The organism is Prauserella oleivorans (assembly GCF_042685745.1).
Classification (GTDB): Bacteria; Actinomycetota; Actinomycetes; order Mycobacteriales; family Pseudonocardiaceae; genus Prauserella_A; species Prauserella_A oleivorans.
In genome coordinates, this window is the sequence record NZ_JBHUNT010000001.1 from 3,770,663 (window position 1) to 3,788,938 (window position 18,276).

Genomic DNA, 18,276 nt, shown 5'->3' on the forward strand with positions numbered 1-18,276 from the left:
TGGGAGAATCAGAGCGCGAGCGTGAGCTTGCTCCCGCAGGCGCGCGAGCAGCAGGTCATCATCTTGGTGTTCGCCGCCCGCTCGGGTTTGGTGAGCACGACGTCGCGGTGGTCGACCTCGCCGTCGAGCACCGGTGCCTCGCACGTGCCGCAGAGACCTTCCTCGCAGTCGCTCGGGATGTCGATGTTCGCCGCGCGCAACGCGGCCAGCACGGTCTGGTCGGCCCCGACGTGCACGGTGAGCCCGGAGTCGGCGAGTTCGACGTCGAAACCGTGCTCGACGCTGGGGTCCAGCACGCGCTGCGTGGTGGTGAAGTGCTCCACGTGCAGGGCGTCGTCGGGCCAGTGCGCCGTGGCGTCGGCCAGTGCCGTGAGCAGCCGCTCGGGCCCGCAGGCGTAGATCTGCGTGCCTTCGGCCGGTTCGGCGAGCAGGGCCGCGACGTCGAGGCGGGTGCCGTCGGCGGTCGAGTGCAGGTGCAGCCGGTCGCCGTGGTCGCGCCGCACCCGGTCCAGCAGCGCCATCGCGGTGGTGCTGCGCCCACAGTAGTGCAGCTCGTAGCTGCCGCCCGCGGCCTTGACACGGTCGGCCATCGCGACGATCGGGGTGATCCCGATCCCGCCCGCGACGAACACGTAGTGCCGGGCCGACGGGTCGAGCCGGAAGTGGTTGCGCGGGCCGCGCATCGCCAGCGTGCTGCCGGGCCGGAGCTCCTCGTGCACGTACGCCGAACCGCCGCGGCTGTCCGGGTCCCGCAGCACGGCGATGCGGTAGGTGGCGCGGTCGTCCGGGTCGCCGCAGAGCGAGTACTGCCGGGAGAGCTCACCCAGCTCGAGGTCGATGTGCGCGCCCGGTGACCATGCCGGCAGCGGCGCGCCGGTGGCGGACTCCAGTGTCACCTCGACGACGTCGTCGGCCGCCCGCTCGATCGACCGCACGGTGACCGGACGGCTGATCGCACGCTTCGACGGCTCACCGATGCGCAGCTGCAGCCGCGTGGCGAGGATCGAGGGATCGGTGCGTTCCGGGTTCGCCGACGGGTCCCACTGCACCCACAGGTGCTCGGGACCGCGGAACGAGGTGTTCGGGACGTAGGTGAACTTCTGGTCGGGCACCAGCTCCATGTGCGGCAGCCGGCGCGTGAGCTCCTCGAGGAATACCTGCAGCTCCATGCGGGCGAGGTTCTTGCCCATGCACTGGTGGCTGCCGTAGCCGAAGGTGAGGTGATCGGTGGCGTTGTCGCGGCGGATGTCCACGTCGTCGGCGTTGTCGAAGTGCCGCTCGTCGCGGTTGGCCGAGGAGTTGACGATCAGCAGCTTGGCGCCCTTGGGGATGGGCACGCCGCCGACGGTCGTGTCCTTGGTGACGAGCCTGCGCCACGCCGCGACGGACCCGGAATGCCGCAGGCACTCCTCGACCGCGTTGGGGATCAGGCCGGGGTCGGCGCAGATCTCCTCCCACACGCTGCGGTTCTCCAGCAGGAGCTTGATCGCGTTGGCCGCGGCGTTGGCCGTCGTCTCGTGTGCGGCGACGATGCCGGCCATCATGATCGAGTGCAGGTAGGAGTCGGTGATGATGTCGGGATGCTCGCGCTGGGCGCGGATGCTGAACGGCATCCAGCCGTGCCCGGACGGGTCCTTGCGGAGCTTGTCCAGCACCGTGCCCGCGTACTGCCAGAACTTGCCGACGTTCTCGGCGACGGTGACCTGTTCCTCCGGTGACGGCCTGCCCCAGGTGTTGACGGTGTGGGCGATGGAGAACTTGCGCAGCGTCGCCATGTCCTCCTCAGGAACGCCGAGGAAGTGCAGCGCCACCGTGAGCGGCACCTCCCACAGCATCTCGTCGACGAGGTCGGCCTTGCCGGAGTCGACGAACCGGTCGACGTACTCGCGGGTGAGGCGGCGCACCATCGGCTCGTGGTGGGCGAGCTGCTCCGGGGTGAACGGTTCCATCAGCACGCGCCTGCGTGGCATGTGCTCGGGCTCGTCCTCGTTCACCAGGGTGCGGTTCATCCCGTAGTCGTACTTCGCGAGGGTCGCCGTGGCCTCCTCGGAGACGGGCGTGATCTTCTCCAGTGCGATGGACGGGGAGAACGTGATGTTGTCGCGGAACACGGCCTTGACGTCGTCGTAGCGCGTCACGACCCAGTAGCCGAGCGAGGGGCTGTAGAACACCGGCTCCTCGTCCCGGGACCAGCGCAACGAGGCGGGCGGGTCGGCCTGGTAGGCGTCGCCGAACGGGTCGAAGGCGGCCGCATTGGCCGATACCGGGCAGCTGGCCGCGCCGGTGCCTTCGCTGTCGGGTGCGGCAGCGCCGAGGGCGGCGTGATCGATCGGGCACGACCCTGTGCTCATCCTGCTAGTCCTTTGCTGTGACCTGCTGAGTTACTAATAACGAACAATGTGTCGCGCTGGGCGAACCGGAATGAGAGTAAGTGCGACCACAGGACGCGTCAAGAGAGTCCCGGACGGGGAATCAGGCGGTGAGCAGACGTTCCAGCTGCCGGGCGGTGCGCAGCACGGCGCGCGCGGCCAGATCGGTGTCGAGGCCCTCGATGGCGACGACGCCGACCGACCGCTCCACCGCGCCGCCGGGCCCGAGTCCAGCGGGCACGCGGATGCCCGCCGCGAGCCCGACCGCGCCGCGTTCCAGCTCGCCCCGCGTGAGGCTGTAGCCGTCGCGGCGCGCGATCCGCACCGCTTCCGGCTCGCCCGGCTCCTCGGGCCGCAGCGCGAGAATCGCGATCCCGGCGGCGCCCTTGTCCAGCGGATGCCTGCTGCCGACGCGGTAGCCGACGGTCAGCAGCTGGTCGTCCGGTTCGGCGACCTGGACGGCGACGCAGTCCTGCCCCTCGGCCGCGGACACGAACGCGGTCGCGTGGGTCTCGTTCGCGAGCGCCTGCAGCAGGGGACGGGCGTCGAGGTGAAGCTGCGGCTCGAACCGCGACGCGAGCACGGCGACACCGACGGCGAGGCGCACACGCCCGTCCTCGGTCCGGGCGACGAGCAGGTGGTCCTCGAGGGTCGCGACGATCCGGTAGCAGATCGCCCGGTGGACATCGAGCTCCTTGGCGAGCTCGGCCACCGAGATGCCGCGAGGGGAATGGGAGATCACCTCGAGCGCGCGCAGGCCCCGGTCCAGAGTCTGCAGTGTGCTCATCGCCGTCCCTTCTCGCCTCGCTGTCCGGATCGAGAGTAACGAGCCCGTCACGCGCGCCCGGCTCCGGTGTGGACGCGCCGGGCTCGTACGATCGGGGCCGAGCTCGTCAAGGAGACCATCGTGGCACCAGCACCGCCGTCCACACCGGACCCGGAGTTCCGGGAGCGGCTGCGGGCCGACTGCACACGGTGCACCGGCCTGTGCTGTGTCGCACCGGCGTTCTCCGCGTCGGCGGACTTCGCGATCACCAAGCCCGCGGGCACCCCGTGCCCGAACCTGCTGGCCGACTCGCGGTGCGGCATCCACGACCGTCTGCGCGACAGCGGATTCCCGGGCTGCACGGTGTTCGACTGTTTCGGTGCGGGGCAGCACCTGACCCAGGTGACCTTCGGCGGGCGCGACTGGCGCGAGGACCCGCGGCTGGCCGAGCGCATGTTCGCCGCGTTCCCGGTGCTGAGGGAGCTGCACGAGCTGCTGTACTACCTCCACGAGGCGCGCACGCTGCCCGCCGCGCGAGTGCTCCACGCCGACCTCGAGGCCGCGCTCGTGGCGACCGACCAGCTCACGCGGCAGGACGCCGGCGCGCTGCTCGAGACCGATCTCGCCGCGCACTGGCGGTCGGTGAACGTGCTGCTGTCGCGTGCGAGCGAGCTGGCCAGGAAGGGCCACGGCGCGCCGGACCGGGAACTCCGCGGCGCCGATCTCGCGGGCAAGAGCCTCGGCGGAGCGGATCTGCGTGGCGCCAACCTTCGCGGCGCGTTGCTCCTCGGTACCGATCTGCGTGGCGCCGACCTGCGCCTGGCCGACCTCACCGGTGCCGATGTGCGCGGCGCGGACCTTGCCGGTGCCGACCTGACCACGAGCCTGTTCCTCGTCCAGGCCCAGCTCGACGCGGCGCGCGGCGACGATCGCACGCGGCTGCCCGCCACGGCGCGGAGGCCGCGGCACTGGGTGCGCGCGCGGTCGGCCGGCTGAGACTCGGGCACCGCCACCCGCGCGGCTCGCGCGGTCGGCCGGTTTAGGCGCAGCGCGACCTGGCTAAACCGGCGCGGGTGAGCGACACGGCGAACGACACGCGCGGCGGCGTCCGGTGGCCCCGGCGCTGGCCGGTACGGCCGGTGGCCCGGACCTCCTGGGCGCGGCAGCGACCGACCGTCGGGCACGCCGACCCGGACATCATCCACGCCGCGGCGGACCGTGCCCGGGCTCGCCCGTCCGGCAACTGGTTCGCCTTCGCCGACAGCCGCCTCATCCGCGGTGACCGGCCGTACGGCACCCGCGTCGCCGGACGCGAGGTGGTGGCGTGGCGCGCCGAGGACGGCACGCTCGTCGCCGGGCCCGGCGCGTGCCCGCACCTCGGCGCCCCGCTCGCGCAGGGCCGGATCGTCTGCGGTTCGGTGGTGTGCCGCTGGCACGGGCTCACCGTCCGGCCGCGCGGGCAGGCGGGCTGGACCCCGTTGCCCGCCCACGACGACGGCGTGCTCGCCTGGGTACGGCTCGACGACGTGGGCGGCGAGCCGCCGACGCCCCGGCCGGTGCTGCCGCGCAGGCCCGACCCGCACCGCGGGGTCACCGCGGTGACACGGCTGGAAGGCGTCTGCGAGCCGGGCGACGTCGTCGCCAACCGGCTCGATCCCTGGCACGGCGCGTGGTTTCATCCGTACTCGTTCACCCGGCTGACCGTCGTGGAGGCACCCGCACCCGACGCCACCGACGGTGACGACCGGTTCGTCGTGGACGTCACCTTCCGTGTCGGTCCCCGGCTCGGCGTGCCGGTGCGTGCCGAGTTCCGGTGCCCCGAACCGCGCACCGTCGTGATGCGCATCGTGTCCGGGGAGGGAGAGGGCAGCGTGGTCGAGACCCACGCGACGCCTCTCGGTCCCGGCGCGGACGGCAGGCCCCGGACGGCGGTGCTCGAGGCGACGATCGCGACGTCGGACCGGCCGGGCTTCGCCGTCGCCCGCACCCTCGCGCCCCTGGTGCGGCCCGCGATGCGGCGTGCGGCGGCGCGGCTCTGGCGGGACGACCTGGCCTACGCCGAGCGCCGGTACGCCCTGCGCACGGACGGTCAGGCCTGATCGGACAGCCGGCCGGCGAGCCGGCGTAGCACGGCGGAACGGCCGCGGACGGGCACCGTGGTGAGGTCGTGCCCGGCGATGCCCCACGCCCCGAGGATCCGGTTCGCCGCCTGCCAGCCGGTGGTGGCCGCGCGCTCCATGAGGGCCACCGGCAGATCGGTCCGCACGCCGTCGCCCGCGAGCATCAGCCCCGCGACCGGTGTGGTCACGGTGGGCCGCCGGGTGTAGCCGCCGGGCGGGAACAGCGGGCAGTCGGCACGCCACTCGACCCGGTCGGCGACGATCTCGGCGGCACGTGTCTCCGGGTACAGCGCGTGCAGCCTCGCCAGCGCGTCCCCGGCGGTGGCGTCCCGATCGCCCGTCGCCGCGTAGGCGTGCAGTTCCACCACGGAACCCCCTGAACGGCGGGCCCAGCGCTGCGCGTCGCGGTCGTAGCGGTCGAGGACGCTCACGTTGTCGAGCGGAGGCAGGCCGCCGGTGGCGAGGAACGCGGGCCTGCGGGCCTCGACCGGCCGGTCCAGCCACAGCCTGCGGACCAGGAACGGCGGCGCCGTCGGCTGCGCCGCGATGGTCTCCCGCCAGTCCCGGGTCCCCAGCTCGGGCGAGGCTTCCACGACCCGGTGCAGCCCTCGCGTGTCGAGGGCGAGCACGACGGCATCGGCATCGAACGCCCGGTCAGTGGCGTGCACGCGGAACCCCTTCCCGTGCGGCTCCACGGACTCGACCGGGTGGGCGAGGTGGAGCCGCGCGCCGTGGCGGCGCAGGTAGGCGGCGAGCGGGTCCCAGAGTCTGTGGAACGGCTCGCGCGGCACGTCGAAGAGCAACCCCTCGGCCGAGCCGAGGAAGTACAGGTGGAACATCACGGCGAGCTCCGCCGCAGACAGGTCCTCGGGCGGGGCGAAGAAGCTCCGGGAGAAGACGTCGAACGCGAGATGCCGCGCGGCGTCGGGAAAGCGCACGCGGTCGAGGAACTCGCGCGCGTCCAGGTGGTCCAGTGCGTGGTAGGTCCGGGGCACGCGGACGTCCAGCAGGGCGGCGGCCGCCCTGCGGTCGACGCGCAGCAGGTCCAGCGTGGTGAAGGTCGGACTGCGCAGGGCGAACACGAGCGCGCTCCACGGCGGGGTCCGGGGCACCCGGCGGAAGCTGTCGGCGCGGCCGTGTGCGTCGACGAGCGGGTAGTCGGCCACCGGGGTGAGCACGTCGAGCGCGGGATCGGCCCGGCGCAGCAGCGCCCGCAGGTTGTAGTACTGCCGGAAGAACGCGTGGAACCCGCGGCTCATCCCGGTCTCCGTGCCGTCCGGGAGCGTGGTGGTCCAGCCCCCGACCCGGCCGCCGAGGTAGGGCTCCCGCTCGAGGAGGTCCACGTCGACGCCGCGTTCGGCGAGTGCGACGGCGGCCGTGAGCCCGGCGATCCCGCCGCCGGCGACGACCACGCGCCGGGTACGCGCACCGGAACCGGAACTCCCGCGCGGGGCCCGGTGTACCACGCGCCGCCGGTCGCGGCTCATGGACGCCTCGCCCGGAACGTGTGGACGATGCCGCGTTGCCAGCCCTCGACCGGTTCACACCGTGCGCCGGTGAACCCGGCTCGGCGCAGCCGCGCCAGGAACGCCGCGGGGTCATCGAACCGGCGGACGCTGCGCCACAGGTAGCGGTAGAGCGCGGCGTCCCCGGCGACGAGGCGTCCCGCCGGGATGATCACCGACCAGCACACCGCGTGCCACAGCAGCCGGGGCACGGGGTGGCGGCGCAGGCTGTAGTCGTGCACGACGAGCAGTCCACCAGGTCGCAGCAGGTCGCGCAGTGCGACGAGCGCGCTGTCCGGGTCGGGCAGGTTCCGCACGAGGTAGGCGGCGAACACCGCGTCGAACGGCCCGGCGACCCCGGCGGCGGCCAGGTCCTCGATCCGGCTGTGCACGAACTCGACGCCCGCCGGCCAGGCCTTGCCGCGGGCCACCTGCAGCATCCCGGCGGAGCCGTCGACCGCCACGACCCGGCTGCCCGGCACCGCCTCCACGATCGCGCGGGTGGAGGCGCCGGTGCCGCAGCCCGCGTCCAGGATCCGCGGTCCGGCCTCGGCGAGCGCCCCGGCGGCCTGCCGCAGGTGAGCGTGGTAGCCGGGATTCAGCCCGACGAGCCGGTCGTAGGCCGGTGCGGTGTGGTCGAACGCCGCGGGCACGTCGCGGCGCGGCAGTGCCGAGCCCGTCATGGCTTCGGCGTCCGGGTCCGGTCGCGGTCCTGGCATGTCCAGCCGAGCAGCGTGGCCGTGACGAGGCTGAAGCCGAACAGGAAGTCCTCCACCGGGATGTCGAACGGGAACCGCAGCCCGGAGATGTGCGCGGGGGAGTAGAGGACGATCGGTGCGCTCAGCTTCGTCAGCCATCCGTCGACGGGGATCTGGAACGCGAACACCAAGCCCAGCGTGATCCAGTACGCGCGCCGCCGGAACAACCCGGTGCGCAGCCACAGAAGTTCGACCAGGACCACGGCGGGCACCGACAGCAGCGCCGGGACGGTGTAGCCGATCACGGGAGCGGCTCCGGTTCGAACCGGCGCGCCGTCTCGAACGTGAGCAGCCCGCACAGCGGGATCACCACGAAGAACAGCACCTCCTCCAGTGGAAGCCCGGGCAGCGGGGTGAATCCGAGCGTGTAGCGGGGGTCGATGCTCCAGACGTCCAGGGCGACCGCGGTGACGTCCCAGAGCAGGAAGACGGCCGCGGCCGGGGCGATCGCCCGGGCGAGCTTGCGCGGCTTGCGGTAGACACCGTCGCCGAGGAACTCCAGCGGCAGCGTCACGACCAGACAGGCCGCGAGCACGAGCAGGTAGTGCAGGTGGTCGGTCGAGTCCATGCCGTCATTCCTCCACGGTGGCGGGTGGCGGATGCGGACCGGCGGTGCGTGCCCACGCCGTGCGCACCAATGCGCCGGCGGCGAGCGTGAGCCGCTGCGGCGTGCCCACCGCCGCCCGGCCCGAGAACACGTCGTACCCGCGCTCCTCCACGCGGTCGAGGATGCGCGAGTACAGGGCGAACGCCGTGCCCACGCACGGGCGGGACGCCGGCGCCAGCAGGGCGATGCCGGGCCGCGCCCGCCGGTACACCGCGCGGGTGCGGGCGATCTGCTCGGCGAGGGCGTGCCGGACCCGGATGTCGAGGCGCCCGCTGCGCCGGCACCACAGCAGCAGCTCCCGGTCCACACCGTGCGCGGCGAGCTCGTCGGCGGGCAGGTACACCCGGCCGCGATCCAGGTCCTCACCGACGTCGCGGATGAAATTGGTCAGCTGGAACGCGGCCCCGAGCGCGGCGGCGTGCGGGGCGGCCTCCTCCGGGGCGGACACGGTGCCCAGCACGGGCAGCAGCTGCAGCCCGATCACCTCCGCCGAGCCGTGCACGTACTCGGTCAGCGCGGCCCGGGTCGGGTAGCCGGTGCGGGTGAGATCCATGCGCATGGACGCGAGGAACCGGTCGAAGAGCTCCGCCGCGATGCCGTAGCGCGCCGCGGTGTCCACGACCGCCGCGAGCAGGGGATCGGTGCTGGTGCCGGTCCTGAGTCCCGTGCCGAGCGCGGCGCCGATCTCCGTGAGCCGCCGCGACACCTCCGCCGTACCGAGGTCGGGCAGCTGCTCGTCCACGATGTCGTCCACGTACCGGGCGAAGCCGTACAACGCGTGCACGGCCGGGCGCTGTCCGGGCCGGAGCAGCCGGGTGGCGAGAAAGTACGTCCGCCCGTGGAGCGCGTGCAGGGAGCGGCACCGGAGATAAGCCGCGCGCAGACCTGGTTCGGTCACGCGCGCGGCCTCGAGCTCTCGGCGGCGGCCCATGCCGGAGCGGGTACCCCGCGGGGGAGAAGTTGATGCACGGGCCCGGTCGCGTGTGGACTGCGCGGACGCCGGCCGGGCGGTGAACGGCTTGACCGCCCGCGTCCGGGCGAGGAGGGTGAGCCGATGGGCGCCGACGAGGAGCGGGACGGGGTCGCGCTGACCAACCTCGCTCAGCCGTTGTTCGAGGGAGCCGACGCGACCAAACGCGATCTGGTGGACTACCTCGACGTCATGAGCACACGGATTCTGCCCGAGCTGCGCGATCGTCCACTGTCGGTGATCCGGGTGCTGCGCGGGCAGCGGCCGTTCATGCAGAAGAATCTGCCCGCCTATGCGCCGTCGTGGGTGCCCAGCGTGGATGTGTGGGCGGAGTCGTCACAGCGGACGGTGTCCTACGCGCTGTGCAACGACCGGCGGACGCTGCTGTGGTTCGCCAACCAGCGTGCCGTCGAGTACCACCCGACATTGCTCCGCGGGGCGCGGGCGACGCACCTCGTGCTCGACCTCGACCCGCCCGTGGACGGAGGGTTCGGAGCCGTCGTGCGGGCTGCCGCGCTGGTCCGGCAGGCACTGGCGGACGCCGGGTTGTCGGGTGCGGTCAAGACGAGCGGCGCGAAGGGCGTGCACGTGTTCGTCCCGGTCGCCGGGGACGTGCCCATCGACGACGTCGCCGCGGCGACCCGCGCGCTCGCGGCACGGGCCGAACGGCTCGATCCCGCGGTGGCGACCACGGCCTACATCCGGGAGGACCGCGGCGGAAGGGTCTTCCTCGACTCGACCCGCGCGGGCGGGGCGACCGTCGCCGCCGCGTACAGCCCCCGCGCGCGGCCGGGTGTGCCGGTGTCGTTCCCCGTGCCGTGGGACGAGCTCGACCAGGTCTCGCCCCGGGACTTCACCGTGCACACCGTGCCGCGCCTGATCGGCGACAGCGACCCGTGGGCGGAGTCGATGCCCGCGCCGCAGGCGCTCGGCGCCGACCTGCTCGAGGAGGGCCAGGCCATTCCGGTGGCCCGGGTGCAGGCCATGCACGAGGGCAAGCGGCGCGCGCGGGCGCGCCGCGGCTGAGCGGGTCACAGCACGCGCGCGGCCGTCGACGCGGTGACCCGGGTGCGGGCGCTGGGCGTGCTCGCGGCCCGGGCGGCGGCGAACAACTTGCGCGGCAGGTCCGGCGACGACGGGAACGACGGCGGCTCGAGCTGCCCGGGCATGGCTCCCGCCAGGAGCTTCTCGACGAACCGGACGACGCGCCGTGGTTCCGGAACGGGGTCCTGGCCCCCGAGGTACGACACGATGATGAGGTCCTCGCCGGAGTGTGTCTCGATGGCCGCGGCCCAGCCCTGCTTCTCGTCCCAGACGAGTGCCAGGTCGCGGTCGGGGAAGTCGGGCAGGCGGTCGTCGAGAGCGACATAGGCGCTCGCCGGCGTGGTCGACGCGCTGCAGGTGTACTCGGGCCGGGTGTCGAAGGCGTCCACGATCGCGCCGACGTAGGCGTGCAGCGCGGATTCCGTTGAGTCCCAACCGTAGATGTCCACAACGATCACCTCGCTTCGTCCGGGACGGACCGGGAACCGTGACGCCCGGCCGTCACTCGCCAGGTGGCCCGCCGTTGCCGTCCTGGGACCGGCCCAACTGTCCGCGCAGTGTGGTGATCTCCTGCCGTGCCTGGTCGAGCTCCAGCTCGAGCTGCAGGATGCGGTTCGCGGCGGCGAGGTTGTAGCCCTCGTCGAGCAGCGCGCGCAGGCGGCTCGCCTGTCCGAGCTGATGCCGCGAGTAACGCCGGTGGCCTCCGCTGGATCGCTCGGGGGACACGACGCCCGCGTTGTCGAGGCTGCGCAGGAACGGTTGCTCCACGCCCAGGATGTCCGCGGCTTGGCCGGTGGTGTACGTGGGCCGATGCTCGTCGTCGAGTTTGCGCAGGTCCATGCCACCACCTCCTGTCTTCCGCAGTGTTGATCTCAGTCTAACTACGACCGAGATTGCAAACAACCTATGGTTGCCACTGCAACTTGAGTCACATGGCAAACGGAGATACTCTGTGTCAGTGGATGCAGGCAAGTTCGGCTGACGCCGGGTCCACCCGGCCCGGCAGGGTGCGCTGGAGGAGTGAGATGGCACTGCAGAGCGTCTGGATTCGCACACTCAGTGACGGGCTCGTCCGAGCCGACCAGGTCATCGGCATCAGCGCCCACCGCACACCCTCGTTGTCCGGGAAGCCGGGCCGCTGGCTGCTGACCGCCGCGCTCAACGCGCCCGCGGGCAGCGGCGACGCGAACGGCTGGGACATGGCGAACCTGCACCGCACCCTGCTGCAGAGTGACCTCGAGCCGCAGCGGGCACCCGAGTCCCTGGCCCGGCTGCTCGCCCAGTTGTCGGCGAGTGGGGCCGCCGGCATCGTCACCCCGCGCGTGCTGACCGCGGGCGACGTGCGGTTCGACTTCGAGCCGTTCGACGGCGGCAACGGTCACGCGGGGGAGATGCCGTTCGCGGACATGGCGCCCCGCGAGACGGTCGGAGTCGGCTGAGCAACCCGCACCGCGAGCCGGCGGCCGCTCGGGGCGGCTCGGCAGTTCGCCGCCGTGTCTGCGCCGCTCCGGTAGCCGTGTCCGCCGTTGGCGTCGTCGTGTGCGCCGTTCCCGTGGCCGTGTCGGCCGCGCGCGTGATTGGTTGGCGAACCAGCCGACGCGGCGAGCAGACACGACGACCTGAGCGGCCGACACAGCGACGCAGACGGCAGACACGGCAGGCGCTCGGCCCGTGGCCGGTGGTCCTGACGTCGCCGCGTTGGTAGCGTCGGCCGGACGGGCTGCCGTACGTCGTGGTCGCGGCCCGGGAGGGGCGTGGACATGCCGGTCGAACACGTGGACGTCCTGATCGTCGGCGCGGGCCTGTCGGGCATCGGAGCGGCCTGCCGGCTGCGGGACAGGTGCCCGGACAAGACCTTCGCCGTGCTCGAGGCCCGCGGTGCGATCGGCGGGACCTGGGATCTGTTCCGGTACCCGGGTGTGCGTTCCGATTCGGACATGTTCACGCTCGGCTACGACTTCCGGCCGTGGCGGCGTCCGGAGGCGATCGCCGACGGAGCCACCATCCGCGACTACATCCGTGACACCGCGCGGGAACACGGGATCGAGCGCCACATCCGGTACCGCCACCGCGTCGTGGGCGCGTCCTGGTCCACCGAGCGTGCACAGTGGACGGTCCGGGTGGAGCGCACGGACACCGGGGACCAGGTGAGCCTCACGTGCTCGTTCCTGTTCGTGTGCTCCGGCTACTACCGCTACGACGAGGGGTACACACCCGACCTCCCGGGCGTGGAGGAATACACCGGCATACTGGTGCATCCCCAGCACTGGCCGGAGGATCTCGACCACACCGGCAGCCGTGTGATCGTCATCGGCAGCGGCGCCACGGCCATGACACTCGTGCCTGCCATGGCGGACACCGCCGAGCACGTGACGATGCTGCAGCGCTCCCCGAGTTATGTGCTGTCGGTCCCGTCCTCGGACCCGCTCGCCAGGGTGCTGCGCCGGTTCCTGCCCGATCGGCTGACCTACGCGTTGGCCCGCTGGAAGGGTGTGGCGGCCCTGACCCTGGTGTTCCAGCTGAGCCGCAGGCGCCCCGGCCTGATGCGCCGGCTCATCGAAAAGGGCGTGCGCGCGGCCCTGCCGGCGGACTTCGACGTGGACCGGCATTTCCGCCCGCGCTACGGGCCGTGGGACCAGCGGATGTGCTTCGTGCCGGACGGCGACCTGTTCGACGCCCTTCGCCGCGGCCGCGCGTCCATCGTCACCGACACGATCGAGACCTTCACCGAGAAGGGCATCCGGCTTTCCTCGGGTGAGGAGCTCCAGGCCGACATCGTCGTGACGGCGACCGGTCTGAACCTGCTGGCGATCGGCGGCATGGCGCTGGACGTGGACGGCGAGCCCGTCGACGTGGCGGACACGGTGGCGTACAAGGGCATGATGCTCAGCGGCGTGCCGAACTTCGCGCTGACCATCGGCTACACCGCGGCGTCGTGGACCCTCAAGGCGGACCTCGTGAGCGAGTACGTCTGCCGGTTGCTGCGGCACCTGGACGCCCACGGCTACCGGCAGGTCACACCGGTCCTGCCGCCCGGCGAGGGCCCTGCCGAGCCGCTCATCGACCTGAAGGCGGGCTACGTCCTGCGCAGTCTGGACCGCCTGCCGAAGCAGGGGCGGGCGACGCCGTGGCGGCTGCACCAGAACTATCCCCGCGACGTCGTGCTGCTGCGGCACGGCCCGGTCGACGACGGTGTGCGGTTCGCCCGCGCGCCCTACGCGTCGGCGAGCGGTGGCGGCGCCGAGCGGTAGACCGGGGGAGTGGCGGACAGCCCGATCGGGTTGCGTGTCAGCCGGGCGGCGGTGCCGTCGCCGCGCGGGACCGTCACGATGGGGTCGAGGCCCAGCTCACCGGCGAGCTCGAACGCGGCCGCGATGTCGTTGACGACACCGGCGGGCACCCGCGCGTCGCTCAGCGTCTTGGCCCAGTCGGCCGCCGGCCGCTCGGCGAGCAGGCGCACCAGTTCGTCGCGGAGCTCGGCCCGGTGCTCCACGCGGGCGCTGTTGGTGGCGAAGCGTGGGTCGGTCCCGAGGTCCGGTTCGGCGAGCAGCTCGCACAGCACGCGGAACTGGCGGTCGTTGCCGACCGCGAGCACGAGGTCGCCCTCGCCGCACGGGAGCACTTCGTAGGGCGCGACGCTCGGATGCTCGTTGCCCATCCTCGTCGGCACGACGCCCGCGGCCGTGTAGGCGCAGCCCTGGTTGACCAGTGCGGCCAGCAGCGACGACAGCAGGTTGATCTCCACGCGCTGGCCCTCACCGGTCGCGTCGCGGTGGCGGACCGCCGCCAGCATGCCGACGGTGGCGAACAACCCGGACAGCACGTCCACAACGGCGACGCCGACCTTCTGCGGTTGCCCGCCGGGCTCGCCGGTGATGCTCATCAGCCCGCCGAGCGCCTGGATCAGCAGGTCGTATCCGGGCAGGGCGGCTCCGCGGTCCCGGCCGAACCCGGTGATCGAGCAGTACACGAGGCCGGGGTTGCCGGCGCGGAGCGTCTCGTAGCCGAGGCCGAGGTCGTCCATCAGCCCGGGCCGGAAGTTCTCGACCACGACGTCGGCCTCCAGCGCGAGCGCACGGGCGCGGGCGAGCCCTTCGGGCGTGCCGAGGTCGAGGGCGATGCTGTCCTTGTTGCGGTTGACGGACTGGAAGTAGGTCGCCTGGCCCGTGTCGTCGTAGGGCGGTCCCCAGCTGCGGGTGTCGTCGCCCGTGCCCGGGCGCTCGATCTTGGTGACCGTGGCACCGAGGTCGGCGAGCAGCATGGTCGCGAACGGCCCGGCCAGGACCCGCGAGAAGTCGACGACCCGGAGGTCGCCCAGCGACGAAGACATCAGGTGGCTCTCCTCTTTTCGAATTTCGAAGATTCACGCTATGGTTCGGCCAGACGACGGTCAAGGAGAGGCAACCAACATGGCCAGCACCAGCGCCCGGTCACTCGACCCACGCGACTTCCTCGCGATCGACGACCAGCTCTCGCCGGAGGAGCGCGACATCCGCGACGTCGTGCGTTGCTTCGTACGCGAGCACGTCGTACCGCACGCCGGGGAGTGGTTCGAGCAGGCCCGCATCCCCCGGGAACTCGCTCGCGAGCTCGGCAAGCTCGGAGTGCTCGGCATGCACCTCGAGGGCTACGGCTGCGCGGGAGCGAGCGCGACCGCCTACGGCCTGGCCTGCATGGAGCTCGAGGCCGGCGACAGCGGCGTGCGCAGCATGGTGTCGGTGCAGGGTTCGCTGGCGATGTTCGCCATCCACCGCTGGGGCTCGGAGGAGCAGAAGCAGGAGTGGCTGCCCCGCATGGCGGCCGGTGAGGCGATCGGCTGCTTCGGCCTCACCGAGCCGGACTCGGGCTCCGACCCAGGTTCCATGCGTACCAACGCTCGCCGTGACGGCGCCGACTGGGTGCTGAACGGCCGCAAGATGTGGATCACCAACGGCTCGCTCGCCGACGTCGCCGTGGTGTGGGCACGCACGGACGACGGCGTGCGCGGTTTCCTCGTCCCGAAGGGCACGCCGGGTTTCAGCACGCACGACATCCACAGCAAGATGTCGCTGCGCGCGTCGGTCACCTCGGAGCTGGTGCTGGACGGCGTCCGGCTGCCCGATGCCGCCGTGCTCCCGGGTGCGACGTCGCTGCGCGGTCCGCTGTCGTGCCTCAACGAGGCGCGGTACGGGATCGTCTGGGGAGCGGCGGGTGCCGCGCGGGCATGCCTGGAGTCCGCTGTGGACTACAGCACCACCCGGATCCAGTTCGGCAGGCCGATCGCGTCGTTCCAGCTGCAGCAACAGAAGCTCGCGACGATGGCGCTGGAGGTCAACCGCGCGACCCTGCTCGCCCTGCACCTCGGGCGCATGAAGGACGCGGGGACGCTGCGGCCCGAGCACGTCAGCATGGGCAAGCTCGGCAACGTCAACGCCGCGCTGGAGGTGGCGCGCACGGCACGGCAGGTGCTCGGCGCGAACGGCATCACGCTGGAGTACCCGGTGATCCGGCACATGACGAACCTCGAGTCGGTGGTCACCTACGAGGGCACCGCCGACGTCCACGCCCTCGTGGTCGGCGGCGCGGTGGCCGGCGTGCCTGCCGCCTTCCGCTGATGCGCACGCAGCGGAGCGGCCCGGGCACCACGGCGCAGCACGCGCTCGACGGCCTGCGCCGCGCGATCATCGCGGGCGACCTCCGGCCGGGCCAGCGGGTCCGGCAGGAGGAGATCGCCGAGGGCCTCGGCGTGAGCGTGGCGCCGGTGCGGGAGGCGCTGCGTGTGCTAGAACAGGAAGGCCAGGTGGTGTACCGGCCGCGGCGCGGCTACTTCATCACCGAACTGTGCGCGAACGACCTCGCCGAGATCTACGAGCTGCGCCGGATCCTGGAGGAACGCGCCGTCCGCGCGGCCCTGCCGACACTCGACGAGGACGCGATCGAGCGCATCGCCCTGGCGGCCCGGGACTGCGCCGAGGCCGCCGAGCGGGGCGACGTCGCGGCGGAACTGGCGGCCAACCGCCGGTTCCACTTCGGCATGCTGGAGTCTCCCGACCAGGTGCACACCATGCGGCTCATCCGGCTGCTGTGGGACTCCACCGAGGCGTACCGGGCGATGTACTACAACTCCCCGGAGGAACGGACGCTCACCCTGCACGCCCACGACGAGATCCTGGATGCCGTGCGCCGCCGGGACGCCGACACCCTCGTCGCCGAGCTCGAGGCCCACCGGGCCCGCGCGCTCGAGGTGCTCACCGCGGTGCTCGACGCGCCGGAGTGACCGGTCAGCGGCGCGCCGGATCGCCCTGGGCCGGTTCGGCGGCGCGGCGCGCCCAGAAGGTGGCCAGCAGTGCACCGGACACGTTGTGCCACACGGAGAACAACGCGCCGGGCAGGGCGGCCGCCGGGGCGAAGTGGCTCGTGGCCAGGCTCGCCGCCAGCCCCGAGTTCTGCATCCCGACCTCGACGCTGACCGCCCTCCGGGCCGACTCGTCCAGGCCGGCGACCTTCGCCGCGAGGTAGCCGAGCGCGAGCCCGGCTCCGTTGTGCGCGACCACCGCGAGCACCAGCAGGAGCCCGCTCGCGGCGACGGTGTCCGCGTTGGAGCCCACGATGCTCGCCACGACGACCACGATCCCGGCGACGGAGATGAGCGGGAGATACGGCAGGACGCGCTGGACGAGACCACCGGCGATCGCGCGCACGAGCACCCCCGCCACGATGGGCAGCAGCACCACCTGCGCGATCGAGGCGAACAGGTCACCGAAGCCGACCGGGAGCTCCGAGCCGACCAGCGCCAGCACCCACAACGGCGTGAGCAGCGGGGCGAGCAGGGTGGCGACCGACGTCAAGGTCACCGACAGCGCCACATCACCGCGCGCCAGATAGACGATGACGTTGGACGCCGTGCCGCCGGGTGCCGCGCCGACGAGTACCATGCCGATCAGCAAGGCCCCGGACAGGCCGAAGAGCTGGCCGATACCCCACGCGGTGAGCGGCATGATGAGGAACTGCGCGAGGAGGCCGAACAGCACGGCGAGCGGCCTGCGCAGCACGAGCGCGAAGTCGGCGGCGCGCAGGGTCAGCCCCATGCCGAACATGATCACGCCGAGGAACACCGGCACGTACTCGGCGACGGGTGTGGTCTGCTCCGGGGCCACCATGCCGGCCAGACCGCCGAGCAGCACCAGTACGGCGAACCAACGGCCCGCGAAATCGGCGACCGCCAGCAACATGCCTCGTCGTTGTGCCATGTCCTGCACTCCCGAGCCTCCGGTCAGCTGAGCCGACCGGCCACTCTAGGACACGGCGCCGGTCAGCTCGCCGGGTACTGGGCGGAATGCAGCAGCCGCGCGAGGTGGGCGGCGTTGCGGGCCAGTGTCGCGTTCGTGCTCGCCACGGCTTCCGGGGTGGACTCGAGGTCCTGGTAGTCGACGGGATTCATCGCCTCGTTGTTCCAGTAGGTGGCGCCCTGCGACGGGATGCTGAAGCCGATGTCGTTCAGCGCCTGGAACAGGTCGGCGATGATCTTGTGGGCGCCGTCCTCGTTGCCGACCACCGCGGCGACGGCCACCTTGCCCGCCATGGACGGTCTGCCCTCGTCGTCGGTCTCCGACAGCTCCGCGTTGAGCCGTTCGAGCACCCGCTGGGCGACGCTGGACATGTGGCCGACCCAGGTCGGCGTCGTGATAAGCAGGATGTCGGAGGCGACGACTTTCTCGCGCAGGCGCGGCCACGCGTCCCCGTCTCCCATGTCGATCTGCACGCCGGGCCTGACGTCGTGGTCGACGACGCGCACCAGTTCGCCGTCGACGCCGTGCTTGCCGAGTTCGGTGAGCAGCTGTTCGGCGATCAGCTGACTGCTGGAGCTGTCGGGCGAAGGCTTGAGGCTGCAGGTGAGCGCGAGCGCCCGGAGTGGGGTGTCGGTTGCTGAAGTCATGCGCCCGGGGTACCCGAGCCGGCTGCGCCGTACTCCGTCGCCGGTGGCCGCCCGCGGCAGAGTACGGCGCTCGCCGGCCCAGACCACCCGGGCGCGAACGGACCCGGCGCTTTCCTTTCGTTCCGAAAGTTGAGACCGGTGTCCCCCAAGCTGATGACAGAGATCGTCCCGGGTGCTGGGATAGGGTGCGCGTGTCCACGGGTTGATCGTCTAATGAGATGA

Annotated in this window: 19 protein-coding genes; 7 read left to right on the top strand and 12 right to left on the bottom strand. The window is 72.2% G+C overall.

Translation table 11 applies throughout. The features are described 5' to 3' along the window. Window positions 1–8: 8 nt before the first annotated feature. Both ACFSZT_RS18490 and ACFSZT_RS18495 read right to left on the bottom strand, forming a co-directional pair. On the bottom strand, window positions 9–2,351 hold the full coding sequence (locus tag ACFSZT_RS18490) for a cytochrome P450/oxidoreductase (RefSeq protein WP_377390713.1): 2,343 nt from the start codon (window positions 2,349–2,351) through the stop codon (window positions 9–11). Window positions 2,352–2,472: 121 nt separating this feature from the next. Beyond that, complete coding sequence (locus tag ACFSZT_RS18495) at window positions 2,473–3,156, bottom strand: IclR family transcriptional regulator (protein WP_377390715.1); 684 nt, start codon at window positions 3,154–3,156, stop codon at window positions 2,473–2,475. Between the two features lie 120 nt (window positions 3,157–3,276). Here ACFSZT_RS18495 and ACFSZT_RS18500 point away from each other — a divergent pair, with 120 nt between their 5' ends. Together ACFSZT_RS18500 and ACFSZT_RS18505 are read left to right on the top strand one after the other, a co-directional pair. Beyond that, window positions 3,277–4,131, top strand: coding sequence for a pentapeptide repeat-containing protein (locus ACFSZT_RS18500; RefSeq protein ID WP_377390717.1), 855 nt, complete (start codon window positions 3,277–3,279; stop codon window positions 4,129–4,131). A 77-nt stretch (window positions 4,132–4,208) separates the two neighbouring features. Further along, window positions 4,209–5,234: a DUF5914 domain-containing protein gene (locus tag ACFSZT_RS18505; RefSeq protein WP_377390719.1), complete on the top strand. Its 1,026-nt coding sequence runs from the start codon at window positions 4,209–4,211 to the stop codon at window positions 5,232–5,234. Here the strand turns inward: ACFSZT_RS18505 and ACFSZT_RS18510 are convergent. Genes ACFSZT_RS18510 through ACFSZT_RS18530 form a run of 5 tightly spaced genes read right to left on the bottom strand, consistent with a single transcriptional unit; the run spans window position 5,225 to window position 9,056 of the window. Continuing rightward, a complete protein-coding gene (locus tag ACFSZT_RS18510; RefSeq protein WP_377390721.1) occupies window positions 5,225–6,742 on the bottom strand; it encodes a hydroxysqualene dehydroxylase in 1,518 nt (505 codons plus the stop codon). The genes ACFSZT_RS18505 and ACFSZT_RS18510 overlap by 10 nt on opposite strands. Beyond that, entirely contained in the window at window positions 6,739–7,479 is a 741-nt protein-coding gene (locus ACFSZT_RS18515) for a class I SAM-dependent methyltransferase (RefSeq protein ID WP_377390723.1), read from the bottom strand. The genes ACFSZT_RS18510 and ACFSZT_RS18515 overlap by 4 nt, the downstream gene beginning before the upstream one ends. Further along, window positions 7,440–7,763, bottom strand: coding sequence for a lycopene cyclase domain-containing protein (locus ACFSZT_RS18520; RefSeq protein WP_377390725.1), 324 nt, complete (start codon window positions 7,761–7,763; stop codon window positions 7,440–7,442). Before ACFSZT_RS18520 ends, ACFSZT_RS18515 begins: the two co-directional genes overlap by 40 nt. Next, window positions 7,760–8,086 carry a lycopene cyclase domain-containing protein gene (locus ACFSZT_RS18525; RefSeq protein ID WP_377390727.1) on the bottom strand — a complete coding sequence of 109 codons (327 nt, stop codon included), beginning with the start codon at window positions 8,084–8,086 and terminating at the stop codon, window positions 7,760–7,762. The genes ACFSZT_RS18520 and ACFSZT_RS18525 overlap by 4 nt, the downstream gene beginning before the upstream one ends. A 4-nt stretch (window positions 8,087–8,090) precedes the next feature. Further along, window positions 8,091–9,056: a phytoene/squalene synthase family protein gene (locus ACFSZT_RS18530; protein WP_377390729.1), complete on the bottom strand. Its 966-nt coding sequence runs from the start codon at window positions 9,054–9,056 to the stop codon at window positions 8,091–8,093. 123 nt (window positions 9,057–9,179) lie between these two features. Here ACFSZT_RS18530 and ACFSZT_RS18535 point away from each other — a divergent pair, with 123 nt between their 5' ends. Next, a complete protein-coding gene (locus ACFSZT_RS18535) occupies window positions 9,180–10,121 on the top strand; it encodes a DNA polymerase domain-containing protein (RefSeq protein ID WP_377390731.1) in 942 nt (313 codons plus the stop codon). Between the two features lie 5 nt (window positions 10,122–10,126). On the opposite strand, the gene ACFSZT_RS18540 is transcribed toward ACFSZT_RS18535, so the two are convergent. Together ACFSZT_RS18540 and ACFSZT_RS18545 are read right to left on the bottom strand one after the other, a co-directional pair. After that, entirely contained in the window at window positions 10,127–10,588 is a 462-nt protein-coding gene (locus ACFSZT_RS18540) for a DUF6292 family protein (protein WP_377390733.1), read from the bottom strand. Between the two features lie 52 nt (window positions 10,589–10,640). Further along, window positions 10,641–10,979 carry a helix-turn-helix domain-containing protein gene (locus ACFSZT_RS18545; RefSeq protein WP_377390735.1) on the bottom strand — a complete coding sequence of 113 codons (339 nt, stop codon included), beginning with the start codon at window positions 10,977–10,979 and terminating at the stop codon, window positions 10,641–10,643. 185 nt (window positions 10,980–11,164) lie between these two features. Between ACFSZT_RS18545 and ACFSZT_RS18550 the strand changes: the two genes are divergently transcribed. Both ACFSZT_RS18550 and ACFSZT_RS18555 read left to right on the top strand, forming a co-directional pair. After that, on the top strand, window positions 11,165–11,578 hold the full coding sequence (locus ACFSZT_RS18550) for a hypothetical protein (RefSeq protein ID WP_377390736.1): 414 nt from the start codon (window positions 11,165–11,167) through the stop codon (window positions 11,576–11,578). 321 nt (window positions 11,579–11,899) lie between these two features. Beyond that, entirely contained in the window at window positions 11,900–13,390 is a 1,491-nt protein-coding gene (locus ACFSZT_RS18555) for a flavin-containing monooxygenase (protein WP_377390738.1), read from the top strand. Here the strand turns inward: ACFSZT_RS18555 and ACFSZT_RS18560 are convergent. Then, the gene (locus ACFSZT_RS18560) at window positions 13,354–14,469 is read right to left on the bottom strand and encodes a CaiB/BaiF CoA transferase family protein (protein WP_377390740.1); all 1,116 of its coding nucleotides are present in this window, start codon (window positions 14,467–14,469) and stop codon (window positions 13,354–13,356) included. The two genes, ACFSZT_RS18555 and ACFSZT_RS18560, sit on opposite strands and share 37 nt — an antisense overlap. A 79-nt stretch (window positions 14,470–14,548) precedes the next feature. On the opposite strand from ACFSZT_RS18560, the gene ACFSZT_RS18565 reads away from it, so the two are divergent. Next, complete coding sequence (locus tag ACFSZT_RS18565; protein WP_377390742.1) at window positions 14,549–15,733, top strand: acyl-CoA dehydrogenase family protein; 1,185 nt, start codon at window positions 14,549–14,551, stop codon at window positions 15,731–15,733. Then, on the top strand, window positions 15,733–16,395 hold the full coding sequence (locus ACFSZT_RS18570; RefSeq protein WP_377390744.1) for a GntR family transcriptional regulator: 663 nt from the start codon (window positions 15,733–15,735) through the stop codon (window positions 16,393–16,395). The genes ACFSZT_RS18565 and ACFSZT_RS18570 overlap by 1 nt, the downstream gene beginning before the upstream one ends. Window positions 16,396–16,399: 4 nt before the next feature. On the opposite strand, the gene ACFSZT_RS18575 is transcribed toward ACFSZT_RS18570, so the two are convergent. Both ACFSZT_RS18575 and ACFSZT_RS18580 read right to left on the bottom strand, forming a co-directional pair. Beyond that, window positions 16,400–17,368: a bile acid:sodium symporter family protein gene (locus ACFSZT_RS18575; protein ID WP_377390746.1), complete on the bottom strand. Its 969-nt coding sequence runs from the start codon at window positions 17,366–17,368 to the stop codon at window positions 16,400–16,402. A 62-nt stretch (window positions 17,369–17,430) separates the two neighbouring features. Then, complete coding sequence (locus tag ACFSZT_RS18580) at window positions 17,431–18,054, bottom strand: flavodoxin family protein (protein WP_377390748.1); 624 nt, start codon at window positions 18,052–18,054, stop codon at window positions 17,431–17,433. Window positions 18,055–18,276 lie beyond the last annotated feature (222 nt).

Bases quoted from the DNA above. Each gene is read 5' to 3' on its own strand.
- ACFSZT_RS18570 (WP_377390744.1), top strand. From the start codon at position 15,733: ATGCGCACGCAGCGGAGCGGCCCGGGCACCACGGCGCAGCACGCGCTC.
- ACFSZT_RS18530 (WP_377390729.1), bottom strand. From the start codon at position 9,056: ATGGGCCGCCGCCGAGAGCTCGAGGCCGCGCGCGTGACCGAACCAGGT.
- ACFSZT_RS18550 (WP_377390736.1), top strand. From the start codon at position 11,165: ATGGCACTGCAGAGCGTCTGGATTCGCACACTCAGTGACGGGCTCGTC.
- ACFSZT_RS18575 (WP_377390746.1), bottom strand. From the start codon at position 17,368: ATGGCACAACGACGAGGCATGTTGCTGGCGGTCGCCGATTTCGCGGGC.
- ACFSZT_RS18510 (WP_377390721.1), bottom strand. From the start codon at position 6,742: ATGAGCCGCGACCGGCGGCGCGTGGTACACCGGGCCCCGCGCGGGAGT.
- ACFSZT_RS18525 (WP_377390727.1), bottom strand. From the start codon at position 8,086: ATGGACTCGACCGACCACCTGCACTACCTGCTCGTGCTCGCGGCCTGT.
- ACFSZT_RS18555 (WP_377390738.1), top strand. From the start codon at position 11,900: ATGCCGGTCGAACACGTGGACGTCCTGATCGTCGGCGCGGGCCTGTCG.
- ACFSZT_RS18495 (WP_377390715.1), bottom strand. From the start codon at position 3,156: ATGAGCACACTGCAGACTCTGGACCGGGGCCTGCGCGCGCTCGAGGTG.
- ACFSZT_RS18580 (WP_377390748.1), bottom strand. From the start codon at position 18,054: ATGACTTCAGCAACCGACACCCCACTCCGGGCGCTCGCGCTCACCTGC.
- ACFSZT_RS18565 (WP_377390742.1), top strand. From the start codon at position 14,549: ATGGCCAGCACCAGCGCCCGGTCACTCGACCCACGCGACTTCCTCGCG.
- ACFSZT_RS18490 (WP_377390713.1), bottom strand. From the start codon at position 2,351: ATGAGCACAGGGTCGTGCCCGATCGATCACGCCGCCCTCGGCGCTGCC.
- ACFSZT_RS18535 (WP_377390731.1), top strand. From the start codon at position 9,180: ATGGGCGCCGACGAGGAGCGGGACGGGGTCGCGCTGACCAACCTCGCT.
- ACFSZT_RS18545 (WP_377390735.1), bottom strand. From the start codon at position 10,979: ATGGACCTGCGCAAACTCGACGACGAGCATCGGCCCACGTACACCACC.
- ACFSZT_RS18560 (WP_377390740.1), bottom strand. From the start codon at position 14,469: ATGTCTTCGTCGCTGGGCGACCTCCGGGTCGTCGACTTCTCGCGGGTC.
- ACFSZT_RS18515 (WP_377390723.1), bottom strand. From the start codon at position 7,479: ATGCCAGGACCGCGACCGGACCCGGACGCCGAAGCCATGACGGGCTCG.